The sequence below is a fragment of the Soonwooa purpurea genome, from assembly GCF_053891095.1.
This window is the reverse complement of the sequence record NZ_JBSSMA010000001.1, coordinates 336,915-357,931: the sequence shown is the minus strand read 5'-3', so window position 1 is coordinate 357,931 and position 21,017 is coordinate 336,915. Positions and strand designations below refer to the sequence as shown.

The 21,017-nt window shown below is 33.5% G+C and carries 18 protein-coding genes; 14 read left to right on the top strand and 4 right to left on the bottom strand.

What is annotated here, in order from left to right:
- Positions 1-243 precede the first annotated feature (243 nt).
- From ACVFVN_RS01560 to ACVFVN_RS01540, 5 genes are all read left to right on the top strand, one after another.
- On the top strand, positions 244-885 hold the full coding sequence (locus ACVFVN_RS01560; RefSeq protein WP_456233887.1) for a hypothetical protein: 642 nt from the start codon (positions 244-246) through the stop codon (positions 883-885).
- Positions 886-967: 82 nt separating this feature from the next.
- A complete protein-coding gene (locus tag ACVFVN_RS01555) occupies positions 968-5,509 on the top strand; it encodes a beta strand repeat-containing protein (RefSeq protein WP_456233886.1) in 4,542 nt (1,513 codons plus the stop codon).
- 69 nt (positions 5,510-5,578) lie between these two features.
- Positions 5,579-6,250: a hypothetical protein gene (locus tag ACVFVN_RS01550; RefSeq protein ID WP_456233885.1), complete on the top strand. Its 672-nt coding sequence runs from the start codon at positions 5,579-5,581 to the stop codon at positions 6,248-6,250.
- A 253-nt stretch (positions 6,251-6,503) separates the two neighbouring features.
- A complete protein-coding gene (locus ACVFVN_RS01545; protein WP_456233884.1) occupies positions 6,504-7,202 on the top strand; it encodes an IS982 family transposase in 699 nt (232 codons plus the stop codon).
- Positions 7,203-7,898: 696 nt separating this feature from the next.
- On the top strand, positions 7,899-8,066 hold the full coding sequence (locus ACVFVN_RS01540) for a hypothetical protein (protein WP_456233883.1): 168 nt from the start codon (positions 7,899-7,901) through the stop codon (positions 8,064-8,066).
- A gap of 414 nt (positions 8,067-8,480) precedes the next feature.
- Here the strand turns inward: ACVFVN_RS01540 and ACVFVN_RS01535 are convergent, their stop codons facing one another.
- Positions 8,481-9,689 (bottom strand): T9SS type A sorting domain-containing protein, encoded by a 1,209-nt coding sequence (locus ACVFVN_RS01535; RefSeq protein WP_456233882.1) that lies wholly within the window; start codon positions 9,687-9,689, stop codon positions 8,481-8,483.
- A 437-nt stretch (positions 9,690-10,126) separates the two neighbouring features.
- Here ACVFVN_RS01535 and ACVFVN_RS01530 point away from each other — a divergent pair, with 437 nt between their 5' ends.
- The 4 genes from ACVFVN_RS01530 to ACVFVN_RS01515 all read left to right on the top strand — a co-directional run bounded on the left by ACVFVN_RS01530 (position 10,127) and on the right by ACVFVN_RS01515 (position 13,601).
- On the top strand, positions 10,127-11,638 hold the full coding sequence (locus tag ACVFVN_RS01530; protein ID WP_456233881.1) for an acyl-CoA dehydrogenase family protein: 1,512 nt from the start codon (positions 10,127-10,129) through the stop codon (positions 11,636-11,638).
- 75 nt (positions 11,639-11,713) lie between these two features.
- Positions 11,714-12,811 (top strand): calcium:proton antiporter, encoded by a 1,098-nt coding sequence (locus tag ACVFVN_RS01525; RefSeq protein WP_456233880.1) that lies wholly within the window; start codon positions 11,714-11,716, stop codon positions 12,809-12,811.
- Between the two features lie 249 nt (positions 12,812-13,060).
- Entirely contained in the window at positions 13,061-13,324 is a 264-nt protein-coding gene (locus ACVFVN_RS01520; protein WP_456233879.1) for an RNA recognition motif domain-containing protein, read from the top strand.
- Between the two features lie 82 nt (positions 13,325-13,406).
- A complete protein-coding gene (locus tag ACVFVN_RS01515) occupies positions 13,407-13,601 on the top strand; it encodes a cold-shock protein (RefSeq protein ID WP_456233878.1) in 195 nt (64 codons plus the stop codon).
- 86 nt (positions 13,602-13,687) lie between these two features.
- Here ACVFVN_RS01515 and ACVFVN_RS01510 read toward each other — a convergent pair whose 3' ends face one another.
- The 3 genes from ACVFVN_RS01510 to ACVFVN_RS01500 are packed head-to-tail and all read right to left on the bottom strand — an operon-like array spanning position 13,688 to position 17,148.
- Entirely contained in the window at positions 13,688-15,949 is a 2,262-nt protein-coding gene (locus ACVFVN_RS01510) for a glycosyltransferase (protein ID WP_456233877.1), read from the bottom strand.
- A 47-nt stretch (positions 15,950-15,996) separates the two neighbouring features.
- On the bottom strand, positions 15,997-17,016 hold the full coding sequence (locus tag ACVFVN_RS01505) for a glycoside hydrolase family 130 protein (RefSeq protein ID WP_456233876.1): 1,020 nt from the start codon (positions 17,014-17,016) through the stop codon (positions 15,997-15,999).
- Entirely contained in the window at positions 17,017-17,148 is a 132-nt protein-coding gene (locus tag ACVFVN_RS01500) for a hypothetical protein (protein WP_456233875.1), read from the bottom strand.
- 165 nt (positions 17,149-17,313) lie between these two features.
- On the opposite strand from ACVFVN_RS01500, the gene ACVFVN_RS01495 reads away from it, so the two are divergent.
- From ACVFVN_RS01495 to ACVFVN_RS01475, 5 genes are all read left to right on the top strand, one after another.
- Positions 17,314-17,874, top strand: coding sequence for a helix-turn-helix domain-containing protein (locus ACVFVN_RS01495; RefSeq protein WP_456233874.1), 561 nt, complete (start codon positions 17,314-17,316; stop codon positions 17,872-17,874).
- 104 nt (positions 17,875-17,978) lie between these two features.
- On the top strand, positions 17,979-18,197 hold the full coding sequence (locus tag ACVFVN_RS01490; protein ID WP_456233873.1) for a hypothetical protein: 219 nt from the start codon (positions 17,979-17,981) through the stop codon (positions 18,195-18,197).
- Between the two features lie 137 nt (positions 18,198-18,334).
- Positions 18,335-18,562, top strand: coding sequence for a hypothetical protein (locus tag ACVFVN_RS01485; protein WP_456233872.1), 228 nt, complete (start codon positions 18,335-18,337; stop codon positions 18,560-18,562).
- The gene (locus tag ACVFVN_RS01480; RefSeq protein WP_456233871.1) at positions 18,549-18,815 is read left to right on the top strand and encodes a heme oxygenase; all 267 of its coding nucleotides are present in this window, start codon (positions 18,549-18,551) and stop codon (positions 18,813-18,815) included. Before ACVFVN_RS01485 ends, ACVFVN_RS01480 begins: the two co-directional genes overlap by 14 nt.
- Before the next feature lie 596 nt (positions 18,816-19,411).
- Positions 19,412-20,863, top strand: a complete 1,452-nt coding sequence (locus tag ACVFVN_RS01475; protein ID WP_456233870.1) for a hypothetical protein — start codon at positions 19,412-19,414, stop codon at positions 20,861-20,863.
- Positions 20,864-21,017 lie beyond the last annotated feature (154 nt).

Sequence of the window (21,017 nt, the reverse complement as noted above, 5' to 3'; positions counted from 1 at the left end):
TTGTGGGATTTTTTAGTCGTGTATTTGTGGTTTTAATTAGAGGCGATAAAAATCGAAATATTAGGAGGATATATGAGGGTCTTGCCTTTTGAGTAGTTGAATTGTGGCAAATGAGTAGATTTTGAGTGCTTTTTTTTATAACCTCGTGTATATTTGAAACGCTTATGTAGGTTAGAAAGAGTATCGAAAGGTTAATTTTGCGAACTGCAATATGTTATAAAATTAATCGCAATAGCTCTATTCATGTATTTTAAAATTACAAGTTTTAAACCGATATCAGAAATTGTTTTGAATAAGACAGTTTTTGCTATTGTCTTGTTTTTTTTAAATATTTCTATTGTTAATGGACAAGTAAGATTTGAAGAAACTAATAATCTATCTTCTAGAATAACAAACAAAAAAGATAGAACTATAACTATTATTAACAAAAATGTAGTTAAACAAAAACATAGTGAAAATCGAAAGTCTAATATTGAGAAAGTTGTAATTTCTGTTTCTAATAGTACAATTATTTATGGTGCTGAGAACCTCTCAAATGTAAAGATTGTTTATTTAGAAAAAAATAAACAGCATCCACAGAAAACTAAAAGTAAAGTCTTAGTTGCTAAAAGACTAGTTAAAAAGAACCTGCCACAAACGCCTAAAGCTCTTCATCTACAACTTACAGCACCTACTTCCTCTGAAGTATTTAAAAATATTCTAGCAAGGAAGTCGGAGATGTTTAGTAGCAGCCATTCTTTTAATCTCGCGACATACAAAATTTTTAGTATTAATATTGGTAAAATATTGGTACTAAAAGAATTCAATAAGAATTACAAAAATCCTCTGCTGTCCTTACATTATTTTGGAGGACAATACTTTACCAGACCGCCTACATCCATTTAATTTAATTTTTAGAAACAATTTTGCTGAGATTATTCTTTTTCTTGGCCTATTATAATTTTAAAAAATTTATTAAATGAGAAATATGAAAAAATATTTATCAGCTTTTCTTGTGCTGTTTTTCGTGGTAGTAATTTTCTCGCAAGATGCGAGTAAATTGTATCTTTCGTCTGGAAGTACGGGCCGTGTGTACGAGGTTAATACCACTAATGGTGCTGTAACAGCGATAACAACACCATCTTATTTTAATGCTAATAATGGAACAGCGGTAAGTAGCTTAGCTTTAGGTTATGACACGGTAACTCCTAATCCTTTGGTTTTTATGCATGCTAATACAGCATCTGCAAGTACTTTATATAAAAATGGCCAGAACACAGGTACAGGTCTTAATTTACTTGGAGCATTAGGAGGTTTAACAACTAATAATGTACCAGGGAATTATTATGGTTTTGTATATGGTATGGATGGAAAACGAATGTATAGAGCATACCCTACCAGTGCAGACCTTGGTGCCATTACTGGGGATACTACTTGGACTAATGGGACAACTTTTGCGACGGATGTCTTCTTTGATTATCAAAATAATTTTTATTGTATCATTACAAATGGTAGTGAAAGATATTTATACAAAATAAATTTAGCTACACCCACAGTAGCAACTCAAGTTTCAAAAATTTCGGGTCCCGTAGGTACTGTCAATGCTACAGCCAATGCAAGTAACGCTACTAGTATTGGAAATGCAAGAGGTGCTGCCTATTTAAATGGATTTATATATTTGGTTTCAGGTACTGAGACAAATACTAATATTAATTTTTATAAAGTCAATATTAATGATGGTGTATCTTCACATATTGCAACAACAACAGTGGCAGGATCAACTATAGGTGGTGGTAATCTTGATCTTGCATCGGTCCCGTATTATGTTCCTTTTAATTTTAATTGTGCAGGAGCAACTTTACAAGGAGGGAGTTTTATCCAAGGGACATCTTCTACAAAAACGATGAGAATACCTATTAGTAATGTCATTACACCAGGTACTTATAATATTAATGTATCTGGAGCAGATTTTACAACATCAGTAGCTACTTTAATTGTGGCGGCTAGTTCTACATATATTGATGTGCCAATTAACTATACTGGTTCAGGAAACATTGGTACTAGAAATGTTACATTTTCACTAAACGGTTCTTCAACATCTTGTGTTATTCCTGTTACAATTGCCGGAAAAGATTCAGATGGAGATGGCGTGCCAGATTGGCAAGACCTAGACTCGGACAACGATGGTATTTTGGATACGGTAGAATGCCCCACAACGGAATTGGTAACCAACGGGACATTTACCGGAAATGCTAATGGATGGACTTTGGGAACAGGATGGACCTATATAAACAACTATATAAATAACCAAAACAATGGTAGTAATAACTATGCCTTAACACAAACTTTGAACAATCTGGACAAAGTAAAAGGCAGCGTTGTTGCTCTAAATCTTAACCTAGGAGCACAAGACGGAACTCAAGCAGCTGGGAGTACAGCTTCGCTAAATATAAAACTAAATGGTGTTATTTATGCCACACTAAACAATAGTACACTTCGAGATAATTCTAATATTACTATTACAATGGCAAATGGTGCTACAAGTAATTTTGTGACTTATGGTACTAATGGAGTAAACGGTTTTAATTGGCAAAATTTCACTATTTATATACCGTACACAGGACCTACTTCAGCAACGCTTTCTTTTGAAATGACCTCTGCCAATGATGATTGGGCATTGGATGATATATCAATTAAAGCTATGATCTGTGATACTGACGGAGATGGGATTCCTAACTATTTAGATTTAGATTCTGATGGTGATGGTTGCGTTGATGCAATAGAAGGTGGTGCTAATTTTACCAATGCCGATCTACATACTGCCACAGGTACAATTGCAACTCAAACACCAAACCAAAACCTAGGTAATACAGTAGGAATGACTACCACTACACTCGGGGTGCCAACTATTGCAGGAACTGGGCAAACAATTGGACAATCTCAAGATTTTTCCAAAAATGATTGTATAGATTCTGATGGTGATGGTGTGCCAGATTGGAAGGATCTGGATAATGACAATGACGGTATTTTAGACTCTAATGAATGTTCAGAACCTGTTTACAATATAGTAACTTGGTTTAATACTGGAAATTACAATGCAGACCCAGATCCAGAAGTGCTAACTGGACAACCTAGTACAGTTGGTGCGGGATTAACCAGAACTATACATGCCGTTGATAATTATCAGATAATATCAGGAATAGATGCTTTAAACGAATCTAGTGCAATAGTCAATAATGAATATGTGGAATATACAATCCATACAATTGAAAATATTGGAATAAAAAACATAGGATATTATCAAAATACTGGAGTTTCTACAACCAATTATCATTATTCAGTAAGAATGTCTAAAGATAATTTTGCCACAAATGTTCTGGTACATGGCGATAAACTCTTTAACCCTACTATCAAACAAGATTTTGAAGTTGCTGTTAACAATGGAGTACTTTATTTAGAAGCGGGTATAACATATAAATTTAGAGTTTATTTTTATAATGTTTCAGGGAATAATACAACTCCTATTTTCCATGACGATTTCAAATTACTTGGTAGTGTTGAATGCGATACCGATGGGGATGGAATTCCCAACCGATTAGATCTCGACTCTGATGGTGATGGCTGTCCCGATGCTATCGAAGGTGGCGCTAACTTTACCAATGCTGATCTACATACAGCCACAGGAATAATTGCCAGCCAAACACCTAACCAAAACTTAGGAAATACAGTGGATGCTAATGGTGTTCCGATAATTGCTGGGGTTGCAGGACAAGGAGTTGGTAATGCGCAGAATACTATGCTTAATGATTGTATTGCTTTTGTTTGTCCGCCAGACCCTTATGCAGCCCAACAGACTTGGTGGTTGCCTTCTGGTACTAATAAAGTAAGAATAGACTTTCAAACAGGGTCAGCGGTTCTCAATAATCCAGCATCTGGCTTTTTAGGACAGGGGACTTTTAATGGATTTGAGGGTAATACAACCGTAACGCACCCTGTAACTGGAGAATTACTTTTTGTTACAGATGGTAATGTGGTTTACAAAGGCGCAACTGGAGCACAAGCGACTGGGCCAGCAGTGGGAGGTACTAATACTACTGAAGAAGCTGCTGCTGTAATCCCTGATCCACAAGGGGTGTTGGGAAGAGATTTTATTATTTTTGGTAATAGCGCGGCAAATTCACCTGGAGGATTACTGAGTGCTAAATACAATCTTGATACGAACGTTATTTCTGGAGTTACTAGTGTTTTGCCTTTCAATACAATTTATGAATCATTAGAAGTAATTCCTCATACTAATGGTACAGATTATTGGATTTTGGTAAACACAGTTGACCAGAAAGTAAAATCATACCTTTATTCCAAAGCAAGTGGTTTTAATTCTACTGCTGTCTCATCGACCGATGTTAGCAACCTTGCAGGAGCAAGTTCATCTGCAATTGCTGTAAATTCATTTATATCTTGGGACCCAAGAATAGCAGGGAAGTTATTGATTGCACGACATAATAAAGTGGGGTTGGCTAATTTTAATCCATCCACAGGTGCATTAGGTACTTGGGAGGTAAAAGTTACTGTTAACTCGGCAGTTAATACTGTAGATCAAAATTCCACAACTGGTTATAGCGCTGCTATATCGCCAAATGGTAGGTATATATATTATAACGAATATAATGCCACTAATAATACTGGAATTCTAAAATATTATGATATTCAATCTGGGCTTACAACATCTCTTGAAGCCACATCAGCTGGTATGAATGGGTTGAAAATAGCTCCCGATGGCAGATTATACAAAATCGGTTATGTAAGTAATAATAGAAGATTATTTTACTTGAATACCAACGCAAATACACCTCCAAGTAATGTTGGTTCATTGTTACAGTTTAATACAGATGGAAGAGACATTGGGCTTCAGTTCCCTAACAATGTATACTGGGGTTGTATGGTTTGCCAATCAGGTACAGATGCTCCTATATTAGCAAACACTACTATTAATGCAAATGTTTCTACAATAGGAAATTTAATTTCGTTATTATCTGCTAGTAATCAACCAACAGGTACTGTCATTACTATTCACTCAGGAACTCCTGCTACAGATGCTAATAAATTGACAAATAATACTGCAGTTGTATCAGGTTCAACTTATTATGTGGCTTATTATGATGGGTTAGCAATTTGCTTTAGTCCCACGACGGCAATTATTGTGAAAAATCAGTGCTACAAACCCGGTATTATGGATGCAGAGAACACCTATCCTTCACAGCAAGGTATTACAGCTTTGGGTAGAGCAGGAGCTAACAACGGCAACTGGCCAATGCTTAGAGAGAGCGCTTGGACAGTTTTAGAATCCAAAGAAAAAGGCTTTGTCGTGAACAGAGTGGCTACTACGGCTGGTTTAGCAAATATTACCAACCCGATAGAAGGTATGATCGTGTATGATACAGAGGCTAAATGTCTCAAGATTTATACATTGAAAGAAGGCGATGCAGCTATGGCTTGGCATTGTATGATAACACCAGCTTGTCCAGATTAATACATTTTTAAAATTATTTAACCATCCTTCAAGGGCTTCAAAACCTTGAAGGATTAAATAACAATCTACATGAAAAATATAAAAAATATACTCGCAATAGGCTTATTAGGTTTATCATTTTCAGCGGTTGCTCAAGTGGCAATAGGTAAATCTGAACTGAGCAAAATCCAACCCGCTAATACAATTACCAACCCTAGTATTGCATTAGAATTTTATGATAAGGCCGATAACAAAAAAGGCTTGGTCTTACCTTGGACTTCTACAGTTAATAACCAACCTATAGCATATAATGCAACAACGGGCGCTGGTTATCGAGGAATGCAAGGCACGATAGCAAATGGAACAATTATTTTTGACTTGTCGGATAAGCAAGTCAAATACCGTAAAGACGGCGCTTGGTTTAGCCTTACCGCTTCTAGTTTTCCGTTAACCTATACTAATACTTCTAATACTTCTATTACCGTAAACAGTCCTGCAGATTTTGTATCAATCAACAGTTCATTGCAGGATAATGTAAAAGAGAGTTCTGATGCAAAAGCGGCAATTGGGGCTAATGGTGCAACAGATACAACAGCTGGCATTCTGGTTCTTACCGATACCAACAAAGCGATAGTATTACCCAAAGTAGCAAGTCCACATCTTAATATCAAAAATCCTACACCAGGAATGATGGCTTATGATACAGTGAAGAAACAACTTGCTGTTTATAATGGTACTGTCTGGAGCTTTTGGAAGCCTTAAAAGAAAATTTTGCATATTAATGATTCTTGGGTTGCAGCTATAGGTTTCCCATAACTATTTTAAAATTGCAATTAATGAATTTGATAAACATTCATATAGGGCATATGATTGAATAAGGATTGACAGATGCGGGATAGAAATATCCCGCATCTGTAATTTTATAAAGTGTACTAGAAAAGAAATAAAAGAGATGTATCTTAATTATTAACAACCTGTTGTGCATTTAGTGACTAAATAAGAAAAGATTGCTCATTTGGTTAGAAAAACCGTATATTTATTTGATTACCAATCGTTTAAATGCATGAACAATCTCGTTCAAAACTACAAAATTATTTTAAAAGAATTGACAAATATTTGTGGCCATATTAGAACGGATGTTTTCATTGTAGACTCCACGCCAATTGAAATCTGTAGAATAAGTAGAGCTAATCGTTCTGGAATTTGCTCTACAGAAGAAATTAAACCTGCTTTTGGCTATTGTGCTACACAAAAAACACGGTATTTTGGGTATAAACTTCATGCGGTTTGCGACAAAAACGGAATATTTCATTCTTATGATTTTTCACCTGCAAATGTTCACGATGTAAATTATCTGAATGATATAAAACATGACTTTGAAAACTGTCTGTTAATAGATGATAGAGGCTATATTAGTAAAAAAATTCAGGTAGATTTATTCAATTATTCAAACATTAGACTCTCTGTTCCAATGAGGAAAAACCAACATGATTTTGTGGCATTTTCAAGAACAAAATCACGAATTAGAAAAAGAATTGAAACCGCAATTTCTCAATTAAACGGACAATTTTTAATTTATATTAATTTAGCAAAAAGCTTCCAAGGTTTAGCAACAAGAATCGCATCTAAAATTGCTTCCTTTACAATGATTCAGTATCTAAATTTTTTCGTTTTCAAAAGAAGTTTAAACAAAATAAAAATTAATTTGTGCTAAATGCACAACGGGTTATTAAGATTGATTTTATAACTTACTCCCAGTAAATCCATGACTTACAGTTATATACAGCTAGTCTTTTTACATCTGCCTTATTAATATAAATTATCATACCTGGTGCTGGATCACGGATGTCATCTGTTGCTGAATTACAGAAACAAGACCAATTACAACAAAATAGAATCCTTTACTACTTTGGAGAAAAAAAATATTTTATATTGGATTGATTACTACATAATAAGTATAGTTACTCCCAACCAAAAGCATGGATAGAGTATGAAAAAGAGAATGCTGAGACTCTGCATTTACCTGAAAGATATCGTAAAAATTACATAGAAAAGAGAGTGCTACGGTCGTAACCTCATTCGTAGAATAATGCTTGCCTTGAATAAAATAGAACATCGGTTCCTAAAGGTTTAAGAGTTCTGTAATTACCTTGGAATTGATTAAAGAAAAGTAAAAGAAATATTATAAGGTTGATCTTTTCAAAAATTTGTATAAATAATTCATCCCTGTAAAGCCTTATAAATACTGCAAATATAAAGCTGGGTTAATGGGTGCGCATCCGTAATACGACCGATGCGCACCCGTGCCTTGTCCTGTGCGCAGAGGATAACCTACGGATGCGCATCCGTGCGAATGATGTAATCTTGCCAAAAGAAAAAGGGGGATTATGGCCTTAGCGATGTGCGCCAAATGGCGACCTATGCTGATAGTTTTTATGAAAAGGCTGAAGGCAAGTTTACCAAATGCTATGCTGAAGAGGCTGGCTACGAAGAAGTCATCGGCAACAACCGAATAAGACAAGAAAACATATCCTTTATATTGGTGATACACCTTATGAAAGTAATGTTATTTAATTAAAGAATTATCAGAAAACTTCGGCTTCTTATAAATTTTTGCAAAAGGATTACTTTAGGAAGTGTCTTGACGATAAGTGATGAAGAAGGCAAGGCAGTAGAGCAAAGATATTTTGATGCTTGGGATTTGTGGATCATGTGGCAAAAATCCAGTACACTTTTAGCATGGCCGTATTAATAAGTAATCACCATTTTAAAATAGACAATGGCACAATAGTAACCGGCCAATCTGGCATCCTGAGCATTCTAAGATAAAAACAAGCATATAATTAAATATAAAGATGATGTCTTGCAAATACTATTAATTTATCAACACACGACCTACAGAATAGGTTTATTCTATGTGATGAATTGGACAATAGAAAAGTAGATGATAGTATATATATAGAATAACTTTTTTTTTGTGGAAATTAAGTGTTTATTGGATGATTAGCTTTTGAGAAATTCTTTTACCTGCTTGCGCTACCGTCACGAGATAATTGCCTTTTGTAAAATGAGAAGTATTAATCTTGAGAGATTTACTTATTTTATGGGATTGAGAATAAACAGGCTTCCCTGCTAAATCCACAATAGAAACAGTAGCTTCTTCAACTTTCAAAGTTCCCAAATCAATATTAATTTCATTGGATGCAGGATTGGGGTAGATTTTTAGTTCTATATTTTTTGCATTATTAGTGGATAAAATATTACCTGTTGTATTCTTCCATATAGCACCTTTTCCATTTTTATAACCTACTGCATAACCTAATTTTTCATTACTGAAATACAAAGACGATACATTTATAGTTGGACCATCATAATCAAAAACTTCCTTATAGCCTTCTTCTGGAGTGTAGGTCATTTTCACTGTACCCTGGGTAGTACCATCTCCATTTAATAATATGCCAAGAACTCCCCAAACCGTATTTTCATTAATAGCAAAAAGTTGTGATAATACTCCAGCATTACCATATCCCAACCTTTCAAAACTATTTCCTCCATTAATGGTTTTTTTGAGACCATCATGGTAAACAAAGCCTAACTGTTCATTAATAAAATTAAACTCACCATATCCGTCTAAATTATTCCATATCAATCCGCCATCTATTGTTTTAGACAAGGTTCCACTACTTTTAGTAGAATATGCAATTTTTTCTGTAAAAAATTGAATATTTCCACTATAAAAGTCATCCATGGGATAACTCTGCCACGTGTTGCCTCCATCTATACTTTTTAATATCTGGTCTGAAAAAGGAACAGCAATGGCAACAAAATTATCTCCTAAACAAGATATGCCTTCAGCTTGATCACCAATTCCTGTATTTAGAGCATTCCAAGTTTCTCCTCCATCAGTTGTTTTTAAAAGTGCGCCTAAATTCCCCGAGGTATAACCAATATTAGCATTGGAAAAACGAACTTTTTTTAGTAATTGGGTTGTGCCAGAATCTTTCTTTTGCCAGGTTGTACCACCATCAGTAGTTTTCAATATAGCCCCGTTGGAGCCTACTACAACTACAGTATCTGGTGTTATGGCATAAACATCGGAAAAGGAATATGTATTCAAATTACCAATGTTAAGCTCAACCCATTGTGCAGGGCTATTGCAATAGCAAATCCATAATAAAATAGCAGATAAAATTGTTTTCATATTATAAAGTTTATTTTAAATAAATGTAATAAAAAAACCATTTTGATTGTTTTTTTTAAAAATACATATATATAAACCCTTTGTGCGCTATGATTTTAAAAAATAAAAAGTTTGAAAATGAAATTCTTGATTTTGTAATACAATCGGCTTATAATCTCTAATTTTTGATTATTGATGAAAAAATAATAATGATAACGAAATTGTTTTAGGAATATTTCTGAACGCACCAGCATTGCTAAAAGGAATATTATTAAATATGGAATACTTTTAAAATTGTTTAGTCTTTTTTAAAATAATAGTACTGTTCTCACAAATTAACGCTAATTTTGGTAAATCACTATGTGGAGCTGCTGATTTTATTTTTCTAAAGTTTTGTTGCCATTCGCTTCACTTTATCTATTGTTGTACAGATGGCGTGCGGCACATTCAAAATTATTATGAACGGATCTGCGCTTGATGTATCTGGTATATGTTACCCTGATTTTTTACAACAATTCAAAACTTCACTTTCACAAATATTTCAAAGAGAAGATATTAATCAATTAAGCCTTTCCAGGGGTTTGCCTGCCAACGTCTGGAAAGAAATCATGAATCTTAAACCTTTATCTGTAACGATTCCTAAAGAATTTGGCGGTAGAGGTACTAAAGTGAAAGAATGTTTGGGCGTTTTATCAGCAGCTTCCTATGAATCACTTCCGTTGTCACTTACTTTTGGTATTAACATAGCACTTTTTCTGGAACCCTTAGCAAAATATGGAAACGAACTCGTAAAAGGAGATATTTTCAGACAGTTTTTAGAATATGGTGCCATGGGCGGACTCATGATTACAGAACCTGATTTTGGGAGTGATGCACTGAATATGCGTACCCAAAATATTTTGCAGGAAAATTACTATCATATACAAGGAAAAAAACATTGGCAGGGACTTACAGGAATGGCGGATTATTGGCTCATTACCTCCAGGAGTAAAAGCAATGAAGGCAACCTTTCCCGTGATGTTGATTTTTTCATTGCTAACACACATAAAAAGGACCAAAATATTACAGTTGAAGAATATTATGACAATGCCGGGCTTTATATGATTCCTTACGGGCTAAATAAAATTGACATCAAAGTGCCTGCTTGGAATAAATTGATCCCTGAAACAACAGGATTAAAAATGATGCTTGATATTTTGCATAGAAGTCGATTTCAGTTTCCGGGAATGGGAATAGGGTTTATGAAAAGAATGCTGGATGAAGCTACAAAACACTGTAAAGAAAGGATTGTAGGTAATTTACCTCTTTTTTCATTGGATCAAATTCAATATCAATTGGCGAAATTGCAGTCTTTCTTCGCACTTTCTTCGGCAATGTGTGCTAAAAGTTGCAAAGTAAGTGGAATCGAACATGATGTTTCTTCCAGCGGAATCCACGCTAACAGTATAAAAGCTTTGGTAACGGATATGATGCAGGAATCTGCTCAAATATTAGTTCAGCTTTCTGGAGCAAAAGGCTATCGTATTTCTCACATTGGGGGTCGTGGGATTATGGACAGTCGTCCTTTTCAGATTTTTGAAGGTTCCAACGAAATGCTCTACACCCAGATTTCTGAAGGAATTCTGAAAGATATGAAAAAGAAGAAAATTCTGAATTTATCGGCGTATCTTTCTCAGAATGATAGTACTAAAGATGCAGCAAAATTGTTTTCCGACGAATTAAATTTTTCTATTGATGCACCAATCTCGCAAAGAAAAATGATTGATTTAGGGAAAATTATTGCAAGAATTATTACCGTGAACGATTTGGTGGAACTCAACAATTCTGGATTCAATCAGGAACTTACGGATACATCTGTAATAATGGTGAAACAGGAGATTGTTTCGTTATTGGCTTCGATGCACCATCATAAAAATATCAATTCAATTGAAGATATCTGTCCGAAAAGTGATTGGATGGACTTTTCTTAAACTTGATTTTTCTATCTGATTTTGTCCCATGTTTCTTTAATTATTAAAGTAGCAAATTATATCATGTCATTTTTTATGAAGAAAAAAATATATCTTTTGGTATGGACTATTCTGATTCCAGTATTGAGTGGGCTGGCTTATTGGGGTAATCATTATTTTTCTGGAACAATTTATTCTATACTACTTTCTCTGTTTCTCGTAGGAAGCGTTTTAGCAGCAGTCCATCATTCTGAAGTAATTGCTTATAGGGTTGGCGAACCTTTCGGAACTCTTCTTCTGGCATTTGCCATCACGGTAATAGAAGTAGCGTTGATTATTTCCATTATGTTGGGGGCAAAAGGTCTAGAAACCATTACACTTGCAAGAGATACGGTATATGCTGCAATTATGATTATTTTGACGGGAATTATCGGAAGTTGTATTATTGTAGGATCTGTAAAATTCAAAGTACAGTATTTTACACTTCAGGGCGTCAGTACAGCACTTATTACACTTACGTCGATTATTTTTTTTATTTTGATATTACCCAATTATACGATTAGTCATAATGGCGGTGAATATACGTGGATACAGTTAATCTTTGTTTCATTGATTTGTTTAGGATTATATTTGGGGTTTACAATGATGCAGACTATAAGACATCGCAGTTATTTTATTTCTCCTGAGAATAAATTGTTGGAAAACAATGACGAAATTCCTCTCCCTGAAAAACCTTCAAAAAAAGAAATGTATATCAGTATTCTTTTTTTGATTCTTTGTTTGGGAATTGTGGTCTTGTTAGCAAAGTTACTTTCAAAAGACGTGGAATATATCGTAAAATGGGCAGGCGCACCAAAATCACTTGTCGGGGTAATTATTGCTGGGATTGTACTTCTTCCAGAAGGAATGGCTGCCTATAGAGCCGCCAGAAATAATCATATCCAGACTTCTTTGAATCTGGCTTTTGGTTCAGCATTGGCAAGTATAGGACTTAGTATTCCAGTAATTGCCATTACATCTGTGATTACAGGAATCCGGATGACTTTGGGAATTGACATCAAGTCCACTATTTTATTAGGATTATCTCTATTCATTATTACCATTTCTCTGGCAACGGGAAAGACCAACATAATGCAGGGATTTGTCCTGATCGCTATTTTTTTGATGTATTTATTTACGATTGTGATTCCTTAAACATTATTTCCTTACTGAGGTCATTAATAAAAATATCAGCCTTTTAGCTTTATTGCATAAGTTATTAATATCTTTTTGAAAATCAATAAATTAAATATGAGGTTATACCGATTATTTGTTGTAAGTTTGTACCATAATTAATCAACAGGTTCCTGCCTTCGCTTTTTCTTACAGTTTAGAATATCTATTTTTTTCTTACAGTTTTTGCTTTTTCAGCCGCCAATTTTTTAACTTTAAATTCTTTTACAGATGAATATTTATATTGGCAATCTGAACCATCAGACCACTGAGAAACAACTACAAGATCTTTTTACACCATTGGGTGTTGTAGGCTCTTCAAAAATTATAACCAAAGAACATTCTGGTAAGTCTAGAGGATACGGTTTTATAGAAATGCCTGATCAAAAAGAAGCAGAAAATGCGATTGACAAACTTAATGGTTTCGATGTAGACGGCTATTTCATTATCGTAAACCAAGCAAAGCAAAACAATATAACAAAGACTTCGATGTGAATATTTTCTAATGAATATTCTTCGTGAATAGTAGATACTATTCAATTTAAATAATACAATAACAATTTTTAATAACATTACAATGCAACAAGGCACAGTAAAATTTTACAATGAAGCAAAAGGCTTCGGATTTATTTCTCCAGACAACGGAGGTGAGGACATTTTTGTACACTCTTCAGGTTTAAAAAGCAGAACAATTCATGAAAATGATAAAGTAGTTTTTGAAGTGGAGCAAGGTCAAAAAGGATTAAACGCGATTAACGTGAAATTAGCATAATATTTTCCATATATATTATCGAAAAAGTGATTGTAAATATCACTTGGAAAGCCCTGCAAGGGGCTTTTTTTGTTTGAAATAGCAAATCAAAAACAAAGTCTCGCCATTAGATAGCTGATTGTAGATTCTGCGCCCTGATTAAGGTTGACGTTTTTTTCTTCAAGACCATCGTAACAACCACCAGTTGCAGGATTATAGATAATTTGATTGAGGTGATTTTTTCCTAAAAACCAGTTAAAAGAATTTTTCATCATCTGTGCATATTTTTCATCCTCAAATACCTTGTAAAATGTAGAGAGTGCCAAAATGGTATAAGCAACATCAATAGGTTGTTCCCCGCCAATTGGCGGATTGTTTTCGGTATTTTCTTTTTGTAGCCAGCCTTTGTTGGAAATCACTTTTATATTATCATCAACCATAATTTTAGATAGTAAAAAATGGAAAGATTCCTCTGCAATTTTTTTGTAAACCTCATTTTGGGTAATAATCCAAGCACAGAGTAAAGCTTCTGGTAATACACTATTTCCGTAAGTTAGATAGCTTTCAAACCAATGCCAATCGTCTTTCGCTTCATGCTGGTACATTTTCACGAGACGCTCAGCCAAGTCTTTTAATAAAGGAATAGTCTTTTCGGAATTCTGATAGTAGAATCCTTTTATCATAAAAGCCATTGCTCTGGTAGAATGAATTTTTTGTGCCCAGACAAGATTTTTTTGAATGATCTTTTCTGCAGTTTCAGAAAATTCTTGAGGCAGAATTTCTTTTAACGATATTAAATAGCCTAACGCCCAAATTGCTCTGCCGTTGGAATCATCCAGATTGGTTTCATAGTTTTGTTTAGTGAATTGTTTTTGTTTATCGATGTAATTCAAGAAACTTCCGTCTTTTTGCTGGCAAAATTTGATAACATTTAAATAAATTGAAATTAACTGCAAATCTGCTTTGTCTTTACTGATTTCATAATGCTGACAAATAGCAATCATCGCCCGCGCGTTATCATCCAATGTGTAACCCGAATTGATATCCGGCTTACTGATTTTTGAAAACTGGATTATCCCGAAATCTGTCGTCATATTTTGTATGTGACCAAGGTTGATATTAGGTAAAGTATAATGAAGCTTTATAGTATTTTTACCTAACTTTTGGAATAACAAAGCGTGTAGAATAGATGAATTCTCCCAAGCTGTAGGAGCCATTTTTTCCAAAGATTTTGCATGTAATACTTCCCGTTTGTTTTCATTTTCCAATAAAGTATTTACTGCAAGCGTCAATTGTTCGGGCGCTTCAAAATCAATGATAATTCCGGTGTCTTCTTTTAATACTTCCAAAGCATGCGGAATCGGTGTAGAAACAATAGCACATCCGCTACTAATGGCATAGGAAAAAGTGCCGCTCACGGCCTGATTTCTGTCTTTTGAGGTGAAAAGATAAACATCGGTAAGCTGCAGATATTCTAATAATTCTGGCAAGGGAAGATATTCATTAATAAAGCGGATGTGGTTTTCCAAGTGTAGTTTGCACATAAGATCTTCCAAATGTTCACGATATTTTTCTCCTTCATTTCTCGCTATTGCAGGATGTGTTTTGCCTAAAATTAAAAAAATAACATCTGGATTTTTAGAGATAATTTCCGGTAAAGCTTTCAGTGTGGTTTCAATATTTTTTCCTGATCCTAATAATCCAAATGTCGAAAGGACTTTTTTGTCTTTAAGACCATATTTTTCTTTCAAAGCAATTTTATCGGTAAAAGGCAGCAGATGTGTTCCGTGAGGAATTACCGTAATTTTTTCGAGAGGAATATTGTAATCGTTGGAAAGGATATCAGCAGAAATACTGGTCATCACAATAATGGATTTAGAAAAATCTGCAATTTCTTTTACTTTTTCCCTTAATTCCTGATTAGGCTTGGGTAAGACGGTATGAAAGGTAATGATGACTTCTTTTTTTAAATTCCTAAGTAAAAGATACAGCCCACTTTTGGTTTCATTAAAAAAGCCAAATTCGTGCTGAAGCATGACGAACTGAATATTATCATTTTTATTAATTTCTACGGCAAGCTCCATATAGGCGACCGCATCGGAAGTGTTCAGTTTGTATTGGGTAAATTCTTTATATTCAAAGTTTTCTTCTTCTGTTCCCATTGGGCAAATGCTTGCTTTGAAGGATTCTCCGAATTTCGACTGAAGAGATTGTATTAAATCTTGGGTGTAGGTAGCAATCCCGCACACCTTTGGAGGAAAAGAACTGATGAAGACAATCTCAGGTTTATGATATATTTTGTGTTTTCGGTTTTTTGAAGATTGTGCTATTTCTTTATCCTCCGCGTCTTTATTATTATTTTTGTTCATTGTAATTTTCTTTTTTGATAATTCTTACCGAATCATCATGATATCGCCTACATCATCAGTTCCTTCAATAATTTTGACATACTAAGAGAGGCTACGGCAATTCTTTCGTCTGCGGCTCCGTAATAGATGTACAGGGTATCGTTTTCTACAACAGTTCCTGTGGGGAAGCAGACATTATTCACTTCTCCGTGAAGTTCCCATTCTTCTTCTGGCTTGAAAAGCGGGTAAGAAAGTCTGGAAATTTCAATTTTAGGATTATTAATATCTAATAAAGCGGCACAAGCAGTGTAAACATAACCATTAACGGTATCATAAACACCGTGATAAATCATCAACCAGCCATATTCTGTTTCTATGGGCGGGCAACCGCCTCCGATATAACTTGACTCGTGGTCATATTTTGGAGATAAAAGAATATGGTCGTTGAAATGCAAAAAATAATTTTGCCAGAATTCAGGATTCAGATCTTCGATATTTTTTACACACACAATCTGAATGTCAGGTCTTATTCTGTGAAGGAAATAAAATTTATCGTTTATTTTTCGAGGGAAGAAAATTAGATTTTTATCCCATAAAAAAACAGGATCACTGTTGGGGTGGCTAATTTGAAATTCGTTGTATCTTCTATATTTATCAGGTATTAAACCCTCTGATTCTGATAAAATCTTAAACGCTTCGTAAGAAATTTTTGGAACTATAATTCCGTTATTTTTCCAGGATTTAAGATCTTTTGAAGTCGCTAATGTTCCTAAAGCATTGATGCCATCATAACTGGTGTAGGTAAGGTAAAATATATCTTCAATTTTTACTATTCTAGGATCTTCAATACCGTGTTTTTCTTCTGTACTTTCTGGAACGATAATCGGTGCATTCAATCGTTTTTCTACGGTAAGCGGATCCGATAATAGGCAATACCCAATGCTTGAAAAATTACCTTTGGCAACTGCACGGTAGAACAAATGTATTTTTCCGTTTTCCTTAATTACCGCAGGATTTAAAACGCCTTCATTCTCGAAATCTAGTCCAGTTTTTTGGAGTAGAATTCCCTCTTTTTTTATTCTTACCATTTAGGTTGCAGCATTGCGACTCTCGCTTTCTTTATCTTTCTTTTTATTTTGTTTGTCTTCCCGTTTTTCCTTTGCAGTTTTTAGGGGAGCAGTTTTATCGGATTTCTTTTTACCTTCTTTTTGTCTAGACATTATTTTAAATTTTGTTATTCGTAAAGATCATCTATTAAAATATTAAAGCTTTGTAATAGTCTTTCATTTTGTTACATAAATCACAGACATTAAAATTTAAAGAACTAACTTTGAATGAGTGGCTGTCAACATATTGATTGGCGGACTTAAATACAGTAAAGGATTATGAAATTATATATAAAATATATGGTAAGCCTGCGCTGCAAAATGGTGGTTCATCAGGAACTTGAAAAACTCAACATCAAAAATGCTGTAGTGGATTTGGGCGTGGTAGAATTATTGGACGATATTACTACAGAGCAAAGAGAAATCTTAAAAGAAAATCTTCTGAAAACAGGTCTCGAACTTTTAGATAATAAAAAAAGTATTCTGATTGAGAAAATAAAAAATGCGGTCACAGAAATGATCCATTATTCCGAATCGTTACCGAAAGAAAATTTCTCGGATTATCTCAGTGAGAAGCTTGGTTATGATTATACCTATCTCGCCAATACATTCTCCGAAGTGAAAGGGATGACGCTGCAGCATTTCATCATCATCCATAAGGTAGAAAAGGTAAAAGAACTGCTTTTGTATGATGAACTTAATCTTACCGAAATCTCTTATAAACTCAATTACAGCAGTGTTGCGCATCTTTCTAACCAGTTCAAAAAAATCACTGGACTTTCTCCATCATTTTATAAGCAATTGAAGTATAAACGCCTTAAAAATTTAGAAGATCTTTGAAAATGTGGGATATATGTAAATCTAACAATGAAATGCATAGCAGAATAAGTTTTTAAAATATCACCTTTGGATAGTAATAATTCTGTTACATAAAATATCTACTAATGAATACAAATCACAATAAAGTTCAAGAGACTTTTAAAATAACTGGAGACTGGAAAGAGCAATCCAAACAATTAAAAGAAAAATATTCACAACTTAAAGATTCAGATCTGGTGTTTGAAAAAGGAAAAGAAAATGAATTGTTGGGAAGATTAGAAAATAAACTAAGTAAAAATCGTGAAGAAGTAATTACTATTATCCAAAATTCTCAACTTTCATAATGAGAATATTAAAATCTAGAGAAATAGTACATATGTTTTAAAGGGTTTTAATAGAAAATGGACAGGTACTTATAAAGTCCTGTCCTTTTTTAATTGAAAAAGTCAACATTATTATATTTCATTTAAAGATACAAAATATGAAACCACCAGATAATCTGCAAAATCTTACAAAAAAAATCTTTAAGGTGACGGATAAAATCCAGTATTCGTATCCCGAATTATATTTATTATTGAATGAAACACCTTTGTTTTTGTCTAGAAGAGAGAAAGGTATTACAGTGCAAGATCTCAAACAATATCTTGCTTCTATTAGGATGCAACTCATTACTTTCATGAAAGACCACAAAAATTATGAAAACAGTTAAGTTATACCGATTTAAAAATTCTGTAACTCAAAAAATACCTCTGCTTAGAGATGGATGTATGCTTACCTCCCTAAATGACATAATGGGAATTGACATCATCAACACAGAAAAAATTACGGAATACAGTATTGATGTTCCGGACGATTTTAATTTTGAAAATTACGATGATGACCAATTGGTAGAATTATGCAATACCTCCATAGAGGTTATTGAACATCATTTTACAACCACTCAGAATGATGATGTGATATAATTTACAAACTAAAAGCTTCGCTTTTTTTCCTAATTTACATAGCTTTCTTTGGACGTTTAGAAGCTAATTCCTACAATTGTTATCCAATTTTATAATACTTCTTTGTCTTGCAATTGTTTGACATCTTATTAAATAGATTTTCTGAATGTTATTAACTACATTCCCTAGTTGATGCGCGCGTACTGCTCGCACATGGCGACCTATAACAACCCATTTTTTTATCCCAATTCATAATAGATAAATCTTTCTAGCAAAGACTTTAGCATCCTTAGAAAATTTAAGATACAACATTCGAAATTTCATATGGATAAAAACCAGCTTTGTTATAGATGGTTTTGCTGTTCCATAGCTTGACAATATTTAGTCAACCTATTTCAGGAATTTGCAATGTTATAAATTGTAGTTTGCACAGTCTGGTCTTTTTTGTAGACCTTAAAACTTAACATAATTAGCAATTTAGTAAATGCTATATTGAAATTTAATTTCACCTATATCTTGTAGTTAAAAATCTACAAAATTGAACTTTTGCGGTGAATTTACTTGTGACAATATTTTATATCTTTAATGTATAATTTTTTGTAATAAAATACATGTTTATGACGAAATTAATTTTGTTGTTTTTTGTTTTATTCTTTCAGTTTTTTAGTTCTCAAAATAGTAGTATTGAAAAGGTAGATGTAAAACTAAAAGAATCTCATGATGCATTTGCAAAGATTAAGTTATTAGAATCTTTAAAAAAAGCTAATGAAGCTTTGGAGGTTTCAGAAAAAATTTCGTATTCCAATGGTATTATTAAATCCAATATTTTTATAGCTAAAGTATTGTTAGAAACCAGACAGTATGCCAAGTCCTTAGAGTATATAAAAAAAGCCGAGTCTCATCTAGATTTTGAAAGTAATAAAGAAATGGTAATTGAAACGCATCGGATAAAAGGTTTGCTTTATTCTTACTTGAAATTTGATAGTAAAGCTGATCTAGAGTTTAGAAAACAGTTGGAGAAAGGACGATTGCTAACAGATGAATATAAAAAAAATCTTGTTTTATTATGGGGATATCAAAATCTTTCAGAATTGTATCAGCGTAGCCATAATAGGGACTCTGCCCTTGTAAATCTTAATCGAGCTCGTGTCTTATTATCAAATTTTGAGCCTAAAAATGAAGCTATCTCATATATTACAGTTTATAATCAGTTAAGTAAGGTTTTTATTGAGGAGAATAAAATAGATAGTGCACAGTTTTATTTGACAAAATCAAAAAAAATGCTTGATGAATATCAAATACCATATAGTTTCTCAACAGATGAGATATATGGTCTGTTATATTCTAAATTGGGAGATTTTGAAAAAGCGATTTTACATTATGAAAGCGCATTGCATAATGCACAAAAACTAGGCATGCCCAATGTTGAGCAAGAGCTACATCTTGAATTAAGTCAGATTTATAAAAGCAAGAACAGAGCGAAATTTATAGATCATTATGAAAAGTATCAAGCGCTGAATAGCCTTTATGAAAATGACAATAAGCGACTTAATGTGCAAGTATTAGATTATCTTTTGGAAAAGGAAAAAGGTGATTCTCAAAAATTACTATGGAAATATTGGGCGTTGGGAGGTTTGTTATTGTTTTTCATGATTATATATTTTTTATATAATAGAAAAACACTTAATAAATATAAAATGAGATTAAGGGAAAAAAGAAAAGTTATTAGCAATAGTAGTCTTAGGATTCAAGAATTAGAAGGGAAAATTTTGGATAATAACTTTGAAGAGCTCATAAATTTGGCAAAAAAAAATGCACCAGAATTTTTTATAATTTTTAGTGAAACCTACCCAGAATTCGTTGATGCTCTAAAAAAATCCTACCCCCAACTCACATCTTCCGAATTGAGTTTTTGTGCTATGCTTTATATGAACTTTTCATCTAAGGACATAGCGGAATATACTTTTGTGACACTTAGAGCTGTTCAAATAAGAAAGAACCGACTTCGAAAAAAATTATATATTGATTCTAATATTGACTTGTATCAATGGATAAGGGCATTGGCGTAGCTTTTTTCCTTAACCAATTCGTACATAGCTTTATTTTTAACTAGTTGATATTTTAAAGTTCTGAGTAAGTTTTTTAAAAATATATGTGATTGTCCGCTATTTGTCATAATAATCAGTTTGTTATTCCGAAAGAAACGAAGCGGATTGAGGAATC